The sequence below is a fragment of the Mycobacterium paraense genome (assembly GCF_002101815.1).
In the GTDB taxonomy this organism is placed as follows: domain Bacteria; phylum Actinomycetota; class Actinomycetes; order Mycobacteriales; family Mycobacteriaceae; genus Mycobacterium; species Mycobacterium paraense.
This window is the reverse complement of sequence record NZ_LQPM01000007.1, coordinates 52,326-63,639: the sequence shown is the minus strand read 5'-3', so window position 1 is coordinate 63,639 and position 11,314 is coordinate 52,326. Positions and strand designations below refer to the sequence as shown.

10 protein-coding genes are annotated in these 11,314 nt (G+C 70.8%); 4 read left to right on the top strand and 6 right to left on the bottom strand.

Features of this window, described 5'->3' with window-relative positions:
- Window positions 1-11: 11 nt before the first annotated feature.
- Entirely contained in the window at window positions 12-1,139 is a 1,128-nt protein-coding gene (locus AWB89_RS05285) for a YeiH family protein (protein ID WP_085172101.1), read from the bottom strand.
- Window positions 1,140-1,295: 156 nt separating this feature from the next.
- Window positions 1,296-2,099, bottom strand: coding sequence for a trehalose 2-sulfotransferase (stf0, locus tag AWB89_RS05280; RefSeq protein ID WP_085099913.1), 804 nt, complete (start codon window positions 2,097-2,099; stop codon window positions 1,296-1,298).
- A 99-nt stretch (window positions 2,100-2,198) separates the two neighbouring features.
- Between stf0 and AWB89_RS05275 the strand changes: the two genes are divergently transcribed.
- Entirely contained in the window at window positions 2,199-3,191 is a 993-nt protein-coding gene (locus AWB89_RS05275) for a class I SAM-dependent methyltransferase (protein WP_158089804.1), read from the top strand.
- A gap of 128 nt (window positions 3,192-3,319) precedes the next feature.
- Here the strand turns inward: AWB89_RS05275 and AWB89_RS05270 are convergent, their stop codons facing one another.
- The 4 genes from AWB89_RS05270 to AWB89_RS05260 all read right to left on the bottom strand — a co-directional run bounded on the left by AWB89_RS05270 (window position 3,320) and on the right by AWB89_RS05260 (window position 7,878).
- A complete protein-coding gene (locus tag AWB89_RS05270; RefSeq protein WP_085172097.1) occupies window positions 3,320-3,730 on the bottom strand; it encodes a hypothetical protein in 411 nt (136 codons plus the stop codon).
- Between the two features lie 76 nt (window positions 3,731-3,806).
- Window positions 3,807-4,154 carry a hypothetical protein gene (locus tag AWB89_RS26900; protein WP_142282452.1) on the bottom strand — a complete coding sequence of 116 codons (348 nt, stop codon included), beginning with the start codon at window positions 4,152-4,154 and terminating at the stop codon, window positions 3,807-3,809.
- Between the two features lie 83 nt (window positions 4,155-4,237).
- Window positions 4,238-6,157 (bottom strand): PE family protein, encoded by a 1,920-nt coding sequence (locus AWB89_RS28235; RefSeq protein WP_085172095.1) that lies wholly within the window; start codon window positions 6,155-6,157, stop codon window positions 4,238-4,240.
- Window positions 6,158-6,291: 134 nt separating this feature from the next.
- Window positions 6,292-7,878, bottom strand: a complete 1,587-nt coding sequence (locus AWB89_RS05260) for a PucR family transcriptional regulator (protein WP_142282451.1) — start codon at window positions 7,876-7,878, stop codon at window positions 6,292-6,294.
- 84 nt (window positions 7,879-7,962) lie between these two features.
- Here AWB89_RS05260 and pruA point away from each other — a divergent pair, with 84 nt between their 5' ends.
- The 3 genes from pruA to AWB89_RS05245 are packed head-to-tail and all read left to right on the top strand — an operon-like array spanning window position 7,963 to window position 11,311.
- Window positions 7,963-9,594: an L-glutamate gamma-semialdehyde dehydrogenase gene (pruA, locus tag AWB89_RS05255; RefSeq protein WP_085172093.1), complete on the top strand. Its 1,632-nt coding sequence runs from the start codon at window positions 7,963-7,965 to the stop codon at window positions 9,592-9,594.
- On the top strand, window positions 9,594-10,550 hold the full coding sequence (locus tag AWB89_RS05250; protein WP_085172091.1) for a proline dehydrogenase family protein: 957 nt from the start codon (window positions 9,594-9,596) through the stop codon (window positions 10,548-10,550). Before pruA ends, AWB89_RS05250 begins: the two co-directional genes overlap by 1 nt.
- 17 nt (window positions 10,551-10,567) lie before the next feature.
- Window positions 10,568-11,311: an MBL fold metallo-hydrolase gene (locus AWB89_RS05245; RefSeq protein WP_085172089.1), complete on the top strand. Its 744-nt coding sequence runs from the start codon at window positions 10,568-10,570 to the stop codon at window positions 11,309-11,311.
- The last annotated feature ends 3 nt before the right edge of the window (window positions 11,312-11,314 follow it).

Below are 11,314 nucleotides of genomic sequence, written 5' to 3'. Positions count from 1 at the left end.
TCCGGCGTTCGCTACGTGGTTACGCCCCAATGGAACACGCGGGAGGTCAGCAGCACCAGCCCGAGGGAGACCGACGCGACCACCGTCAGCCCGATGACCGCGACGACGAGCGGGCGCCACCCGGTGCGGGCGATTTGCCGGATGTCGGTGGTGAGGCCGACGCCGGCGAAGGTCAGCAGGAACGCCCATTTCGACACGTTGGCCAGGTTCGCGGTCTGCCCCTTGCTCAGCCAGTGCGCCGTCGCGATCGCCGAGACCGCGAGGAAGCCGAGCACGAATTTCGGGAACTTCGCCCAGACGAACGCGGCCTTGGCCCTGGCGCCGGGCGCGATCGCGTCGGCCTGCCCGCGCGCGGCCCAGTACAACGCGAATCCCAGGACGACGAAGCCAATCAGCGCGTTGCGGGTGGACTTGACCAGCACCGCGATCTTGCCGGCGTGATCGGAGAACAGGTATCCGGTCGCGGTGGTTTCGGCGGTGTTGTCCACCGCCAGGCCCGCCCACAGCCCGAATTCGTAGTTGGTGAGGCCGAACAGGTGGCCCAGCGGCGGCAGCGCGAACAGCCCGACCGCGCCCAACGCCAGGATCGCCGCGATCGCGTAGCTGACGTCGGCGTTGCGGGCCCGGATCGCGCCCTTGGCGGCGACGATGGCCGACACCCCGCAGATCGAGGTGCCGATAGCCAGCAGCGAGCCCAGCTTGCCCGACAGGCCGAAGGCGCGCGCCACCACCAGAATGATGGTCCCGGCGACCGCCATGTCCACCAGGATCTGGACCAGACTGGTGGCGCCGAGCTTGGCGATGTCGCCCAGCACGAATCGCGAACCCAGCGCCACGATCCCGACCTTGAGCCAGAACTGGTAGGTCAACACGCCGGGCCGAAATATCCGATGCAGGCCAACGGTGTTGGTGATGAGCAGGCCAATCACGATGGCCCACAACACGTATTCGATGTCGGGAACGGTCCAGTGGTGGTGTTTGGCCGTCGCGTTCCACCAGATCTGGGCGTACTTGCCCAGCACGCCCACGCCGATCAGCAGCAGGATGCCCGGCACGTAGTCCAGCGGGCGCCCACTGGTGAAGGCGGCTTCCGCCGGCTCTTCCTCGGCCTCCCGCGCGTCGACGCTGAGCGTGCTCACGCCGTCACCAGGGGATCCTGGGAAGCGCGCCGGCCACCGCCAACGCCACGATCACGCCCGCGAGCAGCGTCGCCCACCAATCCTCGGATAACCGGTTCACGACGGCAATGGTGGCGTGGCCGGCGTTGGGGGCCAACCGATTGGCTCGCGCTGAATTTAGGTCGGCAGCCCGTCCCGCTCGGCGTCGGCGCGGTAGCGTTCCACCCATTCGTCGGAGCGCTGGTCGGCCTGGCGCTCCAGCGCCGGCTCGGGCGCCAGGCGCGGGTCGAGCCCCAACGCCTCGAGGATGGTGGCCACCACCTGAGTCAGGTTGCGCCACAACACGGGATACGGGACCTCCATCGGCTCGACGCCTTCCTCGGCGAACCACGTCCGCCAGCCCTCCTCCTGGGCGCGCAGCATGGTGACGACGTGCGCGATCGCGCCGGCGTGGTAGGTGGCGCGCGCGTCGCGGACCGGATCGGGCCGGCCCCGCCACACCCGCGTCTGCACCGCGCGCCAGAAGGACACCGCCTGCGACACCACGTCGGGCCGGTGCACGTGGATGAGCAGCGGTTCCTCGCCGACGACGTCGCGGATGGCGGCCCGCAGGCCGTCGCCGGATCGATTCGGCAGGTCTTTGGCGCGGTTCAACAGCAGCGGGGTCTGGTTCCACATCAGCTTGCCGCCCCACACGCCGTTGGGTGTCCTGCCGACCGTGCGGATGTAGTCGCGCCAGATCTCGGGCGGCGCCAGGTCGGGCGTCCCGGCGTCCAGGGGATCCAGCAGAGACAGGATCGACTCGTCGTCCACGCCGGCGAACCACTCCCGCGGCTGCGGTGACTGGCTGGTGGCCGGCAGGTACTGAAAGAACTCCTGGGGCTCGCCGGCCACGCCGGTGGAGCGCAGGGATTCCACCAGCAGCGTGCTGCCGCTGCGCTGAGAAGCCAGCACCAGATACGACGACGGGCTTTCAGGCACCAAGAAAGCCTAACCGCAGGAAAACGCCCCGCAACTCATTCGATTGGGTTCACGCTGAACATAAGTATTGCCGCCAGGCGGCCGCCGCCGGATGCGATGATGACCGTCGTGCAAAACTCCGCCAAGGAGTCGGTCCGCCGAATCATCTGGCGCGCCGACCGGGGAACGACCGCCGAGCTGCGTCGACGCTTCACACCCCTGAATCCGGTGAGCGTGGAAGGTTTTCGTCAATACCTGCGCGAGAACTGGTCGACCGAGGACTACTGGGATTCCGAGGTTGGGCGCCACGACATGGATGAGCACGCCGTCGGGCGGCTGATCTACGACAGGCACGAGTACGTGCCCTGGCTTGACGGCCTCCGCCGCCTGGACGGCGCGCGCGTGTTCGAGATCGGCTGCGGGACTGGGTCGTCCGTCATGGCCCTGGTCGAGCAGGGCGCCGAGGTCACGGGCATCGACGTGGTGGAGGAATCCCTCGCCGTGTCGCGGGCCCGGCTGCGTTTCTTCGGGCTCGGCGAACCGCCCCTGCAGCACATGAATGCGACCGACATAGCCACGCATTTCGACCACGCCGGCTTCGATTTCGTCATCTTCTTCGCGTCGCTGGAGCACATGACGTACCACGAGCGGTTGACCAGCCTGCGGGCCGCGTGGCAGTTACTGGCCGACGGCGGCATCCTCTGCATCATCGAAGCGCCCAATCGGCTATGGCTTTTCGACGATCACACCGCCGACTTGCCGTTCTTCCACTGGCTGCCGGACGAGATAGCTCTGGAATATCTGAAGCGGACGGCGAGATACCAGGCGTCGGCGTTCGACACCACGTCGGAGGACGCCGGGCTGGAACTGGCCCGGCGCGGTCGGGGCGTGAGCTTTCACGACATCGAGTTGGCCTTGGGGCCGATCTCCGAACTCGACTTCATGGTCGACCGGCAGACGTTCCACATGAAGCAAAACCCGTTGCGCTGGCTGTACTATCGCCAATCCGCGAATCGCCGCTACGCCAACCTGTTACGCCGACAATGCCCGGAACTGCCGTTCGGCCTGTTCATGCCCTACCTCAACATCGCGATCCGCAAGAAGGCGACCTGACGCCGGCGCTCGGTGGCCCGCACCCCTACAACGGCGGCGGCTGGTTGCGTTCGGCGACGCCGGTCCGGACCTAATGTCATTGGCGCGCTGAGGATTTCATGCTTGGGAAGCGCGGAGCCGGGACGGCCCTACGGTGTGCCGGAACACATGAAGGGAAATCCGCACGGTGGCTTCTGCGTCGCCTCCGGCGGCGGGGGATCGGGTCCCTCCCAAACGGCGGCGTCGACGTTGCCATGACCCCAGACGACTCCCCACCAGGTATGGCACTGACTCCGGTCCCAGTTCACACCGAGCCCGTTCGACCCGGACGGACACCCGTGACCGGTATTCGGGCGAAGTCCCATCGGATCCCCCGGGCAGCACTTGTATGGCCCGGATGCGCCCGGGGGCACCGGCCCGTCTTCCGGCAAGAGACCATGCCCGGATGGCATGGACCCGGGGTCGGCTTGGGCGGTAGCGGCTCCCACGCCCAACAGCGCCACGGCGACGCCGCCTGGCAGCAGCGCCCCGGCGATGACCTTCTTCACGGTGATACCCATGGCGCTTCCTTTCGCCGTTCTCGGGTCAATGTAACGCGGGCGGGTGCCATTTTCATGGGCAATCTGCTGACGGGAATCAGGGCCAGGGAGCGCACAGGGGTGCGCAGGCGGGTCCACGCGGAACATGGTCGCCCTCGACAATGTCGTTGTGTTGCGGACTATCCGGGAAACCGGCCGCGGGATACCAATAGTCGTGGCAGACATTCAGGTCCCACCCCTCCCGCTGCATGGCGGCGATCGGGCCGCCCGGTGACATGTGGTCGTTCGGATCCGGATGGCCTGGGCACCACGTGAAGTGGTTGAGCGGCACAGGATTTGGTTGGGCTTGGGCGGTACCCGCGCTCAGCCCCAAAGCCGCAACCGCGACGCCGCCCGCCAACAACGCCCGCGCCATCAACGCTCCGCACGTGCGAGCGGTGTCCATGGTGGCTCCTTTCGCTGCTGCCGGTCAGCCTATGGCCGAGCGCTTGCGAAATCCTTGCGTCTGATCGGCCGCATCGGCTGGGCTTAGGGGCCGCCGCCGCCACCGCCTTGCCCACCATTGGCTGTGTCCGGCGAGTTGCCGAAGGCGACGGCGGCACCGCCGCCCCCGCCGCCGCCGATGCTGGCCGCGCCGCCCACGCCGGGGTCAATGGTGGCGTTGCCGCCGCCGGCGCCCTGGCCGGTTTTGCCGTCAATGCCGCCGCCGCCGATGGTTTGGCCGGTGCCGCCTGGGCCGCCCTGGCCACCGGCGTAGGTGTCGGCGCTGCCGCCTTGGCCGCCGCCCGCGCCGGGGCTGCCGGCGACGCCGGCGCCGCCGCCGCCCCCGCCGCCGGCGCTGAACTCGCCCGAGGTGCTGTTGACGTAGCCACCGTGACCGCCATGACCGGGGGCGCTGAAGCTGCCGGCGAAGGCGCCGTCGGAACCGTTGTCGCCGATGGCAATTGCGCTGCCGACCCCGGCGGCGCCGCCGCCGCCCCCGCCGCCGCCGGGACCCACGGACGGTGTTTGGACGCCACCGCCGCCGAAACCGCCGCCGCTGGTGGCGACCTGGTTGCCGGACTGGGCGGTGGCGCCACCTCCGTTGCCTCCGTCGCCGCCCCTGCCGGCGTTGCCGCCGCCGGTGCTCAGGCCGCCGGCACCGCCGCCGCCCCCGCCGCCGCCCGCGGCGGCGACACCGGGGGCGCTGATGAAGGGGACGACGTCGGCGCTGCCGCCGTTGCCGCCGGTGCCGCCGTTGCCGCCGGTGACTCCCTTGCCGCCGGTGCCGCCGTTGCCGCCGTGACCGCCGGTGAAATTGGCGCTGCCGGTGCCGGTGTAGTTGCTGTCGCCGCCGTTGCCGCCGTTGCCGCCTTGACCGCCGGCTCCGCCGACGCTGTCGCCGCCGCGGCCGCCGTCGCCACCGGCGCCCGCGGAAACGAAGTGCCCCGCGGCGCCCGCGCCGCCGCCGTTGCCGCCGTTGCCGCCGGCGCCCCCTGTTCCCGCGGCGCCCGCACCGGCGCCGGGGCCGCCCGCACTGCCGCCCGCGCCGGCGGCCCCGCCGTTGCCGCCGGTGCCGCCGTGGCCGCCACCGGACCCGTTGGTGTCGGCCGCCCCGGTGCCGCCGTGGCCGCCCTGGCCGCCCTGGCCACCCTGGCCGCCGTCGCCGCCATGACCGAAGAGAGGTGAGCCCGCGCCGCCGGCGCCGCCGGCGCCGCCGTTCCCCGCCAGGCCGCCCTGGGTGCCATTGACACCGCTGGTCGGGGTGACGCCGGCCCCGCCGGTCCCGCCGATGCCGCCGATGCCGCCGCCCCCGCCGTTGCCGTAGAGCAGCCCGCCGTTGCCGCCGGCCCCGCCGGTTCCGCCGCCGCCACCGGGGCCGCCGTTGGTGCCGCCGGACACCGAGCCCGGGGTGCCGGTGATGCCGGTCCCGCCGGTCCCACCGTGCCCGCCGTTGCCGAACAGCCAGGCGCTGCCGCCCTTGCCGCCCGCCTGGCCGGGCGCCCCGGACCCGCCGTCGCCGCCGTCGCCCCACAGCAGGCCGCCCGGCCCGCCGTTCTGCCCGGTACCGGGAGCCCCGTTGCTGCCCTTGCCGATCAGCGGGGTCCCCAGCAACAAGTTCGTCGGCGCGTTGATCACGGCCCGCACGTCTTGCCACAGCGGCCAGAGGGCGTCCAGCGGCGAGGCGTTGGCCGCTTCGGTGGCCGTGTAGGCACCCCCGGCGGCGCTCAACGCCTGCACGAAGTCTGCGTGAAACGCCGCCGCCTGCGCGCTCACCGATTGATAGGCCTGGGCGTGGCCAGAAAACAGCGAGGCGACAGCCACGGAAACCTCATCGGCGGCGGCGGTGGCCACCGCGGTGGTCTGCGCCGCCGCCGCGGCATGGGCGGTGCTGACGGCTTCGCCGATGCCCGCCAGATCCGACGCCGCCGACGCGACAAACTCTGGGACAGCCACCAAGTAGGACATCGTTACCCCTGTCGCGTCGTCGACGCATCGCTGCATCGGATGGATATGAGATCAACTGAAAGTAGCGGCAAGGGTACGCCGATACCGATCCCAAGTTCGGCGTTCTGGCAAACTTTGCACCGGTCGCGGAGCAACTACGCCGAGCGCTCGGTCACCCGCAATCCCAGGGAAAACAGCAGCCGCACCTCGGGATCCGACAGGGAGGTCGCCAACACCTTCTCGATCCGTCGCACCCGGTAGCGAACGGTGTTGGGGTGCACCTGCAGCGCCCGGGCGGCCGTGGCGATGTCGCCGAAGCTGTCCAGGTAGGCCCGCAGCGTCTCGACCAGCATCGGGTCGTGGGCGCGCAGGTCGCGTATCCGCGGATCGACCAGCCGTCGGTCGGCGCCCACCAGGGTGACGATTTCGTCGAGGAGGACCGTGGTGCGCGCTTCGGCCAGGGTGGTCACCCGTCCGATCGAAATCGGGTGTCGCTCAGCGCTGTCCAGCACGCGGTCGACCTCCGCGCGCGCAACCGCGACCTCTGCCAGGCCGGCCACCCACGGGGCGATGGCGGCGCGCAGCTCGACGCCGAGTTCGGCGCGCAGGGAGGCGATCGTGCCGCGCACCCACGAGGTGACCGACCTGGCCTGCGTCTGTGGCAGCAGCACGTAGACGCGCGATTCACGGGAGGCGACCTGGGCATCGCGCCGAAAAGCGCTGGCGCTCAACGCCAACACGTCCGCGATCCGTGGGTGGGGAGTTTGCACGGTGTCCCAACCGACGAGCGCGGCGGGGCCGTCGGCGGGGAGGCCCAGTTCGTGGGCGACGGCGGCAGCGTCGCCGGGTTCGTCGGTGAGTCCGAGCAGTTGCTGCACCCGTCGTGCGTGCGTGGACGGACGGGCGGTCAGCCGCAACATGATTCGCGCGGCAAGGACCGCCGCGCCGCGCAGCACGTCTTCGGCGTCGTCGGCCAGCGGCTGCGAGCCCTGCTGGACCCAGATGGCGCCGGCGAACACCGGCGGTCGGCGCGGCCCGGCCGGTGCCTGGTGGATGCCGATCGCCAGCCGGGGGCGCAAACCGAGCTCGGGGCGCTCGGCAACCCGCACCACCTCGCCGCCGGATCGCAGCGCGTCGAAGATGCCCCATTGGCCGATCCACTCCAGGTGCTCGGGTGGCCCCGCGCGCCCCAGGATGGACAGCCGGCGCAGCTCGTCGGCTTCGTCGTTGGAGGCGGAATAGGCGAGCACGTGTGACTGCGCGTTTTCGATGCTGACCATGCCGTGGATGCGGTCGGCCAGCGACTGCGCCAGGCCGAACAGGTCGGTGCCCGAGTCATCGACGGGGTCGCCGCGATCGCCGTGATGTTCCAGAACGTGATTGACCAACTGGTAGAGCCGCTCCCACCGGGCCCTTGGCTCGACGGCGACCACCGCCGAGCCGGCCGCGACCGCCGCCGCCACGAGGTCGTCCGATGGCTCCTTGGCGAAGATCGCCACCGGGACCCGCTCGCGCGCCTGCTTGTCCACCCACCGCCGGGCCTCGTCGTCGGTGACCCCGAGCAAGAAGAAGACGTCGGCCGAGCCCGCGGCGGCGGCAAGGCCGAGCCGCACATCGTCGGAATCGATCAGCGCCGCGGACCCCACGGGGAGGTCCAGGCCCCGCGGCGCGTCCACCAGGCTGACCAGCGTCGCGTCCAGCGCGAGCAACAACTGGCCGAGGCCGACACCCACCACCTGCATGTTGTCCGATTCTACTAGCCTCGGCCGCGGGTCTTGTCCAATTAGCCAACAAGATCGGGCGCCGCGCCGGGGATCCTGAGCAGCATGGACGCGATCACCCAGGTACCAGTCCCCGCCAACGAGCCGGTCCACGACTATGCGCCGCAATCCCCGGAACGAAGCCGCCTGCTCGACGAGTTGAGCGCGCTGGCCGACAATCCGATCGACCTCCCGCACGTCATCGGCGGCCGCCACCGGATGGGGGAGGGCGAGCGGATCGATGTCGTCCAGCCGCACCGGCACGCCGCGACGCTGGGCACCCTCACCAACGCCGTGCACGCCGACGCGACGGCGGCCATCGAGGCCGCGATGGCCGCGAAGAAAGACTGGGCGGCAACGCCTTTCGACGAGCGCGCCGCGGTGTTCCTGCGCGTCGCCGACCTGCTGGCCGGACCGTGGCGCGAAAAGATCGCGGCCGCAACGATGCTCGGCCAGTCCAAGTCGGTCTACCAGGCCGAGATCGATTCGCCGTGCGAGCAGGTCGACTTCTGGCGGTTCAACGTCGCGTTCGCCCGGCAGATTTTGGCGCAGCAGCCGATCAGCGGGCCCGGCGAGTGGAACCGCAGCGACTACCGCCCGCTGGACGGCTTCGTCTACGCCGTCACGCCGTTCAACTTCACCTCGATCGCCGGCAACCTGCCGACCGCACCCGCGCTGATGGGCAACACCGTGGTGTGGAAGCCGTCGATCACCCAGACCCTGTCGGCGTATCTGACGATGCAGCTGCTCGAGGCCGCGGGCCTGCCGCCCGGAGTGATCAACCTGCTCACGGGCGACGGCTTCGCGGTTTCGGATGTGGCGCTTGATGATCCCCGGCTGGCCGGCATCCACTTCACCGGTTCGACGGCCACCTTCCAGCACCTGTGGCAGCGGGTGGGCGCCAACATCGGCCGCTACCACAGTTACCCGCGGCTGGTCGGCGAGACCGGCGGCAAGGACTTCGTCGTCGCACACGCCTCGGCGCGCCCGGATGTGCTGACCACGGCGCTGATTCGCGGGGCGTTCGACTACCAGGGGCAGAAGTGCTCGGCCGCGTCGCGGGCGTTCGTCGCCCACTCGGTGTGGCAGCGCATGGGCGATGACTTCCTGGGCGCGGCGGCCGCGCTGCGCTACGGCGACGTCACCGACCTGTCCAACTACGGCGGCGCGCTGATCGACCGGCGGGCCTTCATCAAGAACGTCGACGCCATCGAACGCGCGAAGGGCGCTCCCGGCGTCACGATCGCCGTCGGGGGCGAATACGACGACGGCGTCGGCTATTTCGTGCGGCCGACAGTGCTGCTGTCCGACGACCCGACCGACGAGTCCTTCGCGACGGAATACTTCGGCCCGCTGCTCTCGGTGCACGTCTACCCCGACGACCAGTACGAGCGGATCCTCGGCGTTGTCGACACCGGTTCCCGCTACGCGCTGACCGGCGCCGTCATCGCCGACGACCGGGCGGCCGTGCTGACCGCCCAGGACCGGCTGCGGTTCGCCGCCGGGAATTTCTACGTCAACGACAAGCCGACCGGCGCGGTGGTCGGTCGCCAGCCGTTCGGCGGTTCGCGCGGGTCCGGCACCAACGACAAGGCCGGCTCGGTGCTGAACCTGCTGCGCTGGACGTCGGCCCGCACGATCAAGGAGACGTTCGTCCCGGCCACCGAGCACATCTATCCGCACATGGCGGCCGACTGATGGCCGGCTTGTTCGCCCACACGGTGCGCCCGGCGATCATGGCCGCCAGCCGGTGGGAGGCGTTGCGGCGTGCGGCCGAACGCATGCCCGTCACGCGTAAGGTGGTGCGCCGCTTCGTGCCCGGCGAAACGATCGACGCCGTGCTGGACAGCGTTGGCGCGCTGCGTGCTTCGGGACGCCTCGTCAGCGTTGACTACCTGGGCGAGGGCGTCGACGACGTCGACGACGCCGACGCGGCGGTGCGGGTGTACCTCGATCTGATCGACAGGCTGGGCCGGTTCGGTGAAACGGGTGGCGGCGTCCGGCCGCTGGAGGTGTCGCTGAAGCTGTCCGCGCTGGGGCAGGCCCTGGATCGCGACGGGGAGAAGATCGCGCGCGAGAACGCCTGGTCGATCTGTGATGCCGCGCGGCGCGCCGGCCTGTGGGTGACGGTGGACGCCGAAGACCACACCACGACCGACTCGACCCTGTCGATCGTGCGCGACCTGCGCGCCGACTTTCCCTGGCTGGGCACGGTTTTGCAGGCCTACCTACGACGCACCCTGGGGGATTGCGAGCAATTCGCCGCGGCCGGTGCGCGGATCCGGTTGTGCAAGGGCGCCTACGACGAGCCCCCCTCCGTGGCCTACCGGGCCGACGCCGACGTCACCGCGTCCTACCTCGCGTGCCTGCGCGTGCTGATGGCGGGCAGCGGCTATCCGATGGTGGCGTCGCACGACCCGGCGGTGATCGGGGCGGTGCCCGCCATGGCGCGTGTATCCGGCCGTGCCGTCGACGATTTCGAATACCAGATGCTGTACGGCATCCGCGACGGCGAGCAGCGCCGGTTGGCCGAGGCGGGCAACCACGTGCGGGTGTACGTCCCGTTCGGCACCCAGTGGTACGGGTACTTCGCCCGCCGGTTGGCCGAGCGGCCCGCCAACCTGAAGTTCTTCCTGCGGGCCTTGACCCACTAGGGCGTAGCGTCTCGGGCATGAGCCTGGTCATCGAGGAGATGCCCGACCTCGGCATCACCCGGCTGTCGCGCTGGATCTTCAACTGCTATGTGCTGCGCAGCGGCGACGGCGCGGTGGTGGTCGACGCCGGGCTACCGCGGGTCGCCGGCGATCTCGCGGCCGTCCTGGGCCGCGCCGGAACCCTGCGTGCCGTCGTGGCGACGCACGGGCACAGCGACCACGTCGCCGGCGCGGCGGAGCTGGCCACGCGCCACCGCGCGCCGATCTGGTTGCCCGAGGCCACGCTTGCCTACCTCGGCGGGGTGAAACCGCGCACCCCGACCCTGGGCAAGGCCGCGACCATCTGGCCCACCATGATCGACCAGCCGCTGGACCGGCGCGGGCTGACCGGGTTCCTCGGCGGTCCCCGGATCGCGGGATACGGCACGCCGGTCGGCATGCGTTGGACGGGTCCGGCCCCCGGCGGCGGGCTCGCCGACGGGCAGCCGCTGCCCGGCGCGCCGGAGTGGACCGTGGTCGACGCGAACGGACACACCGACGACAGCATCGCGCTGTGGAATCCGACGACGCGGACGCTGTTGTCCGGTGACGCCGTGCTGACCGTTCGCGGACAGGCCTGGCACACGCCCGAAATCGTCGACGCCGCGAGCGCCGCCGAGACCCGCAGGCGTCTCGAAGAACTACCCGTCGCGCACCTGCTGCCCGGCCATGGCCGGCCGGTGCATGCCGCCGACACCGTCTGGGCCCAGCAGCGCCGCTGAGTG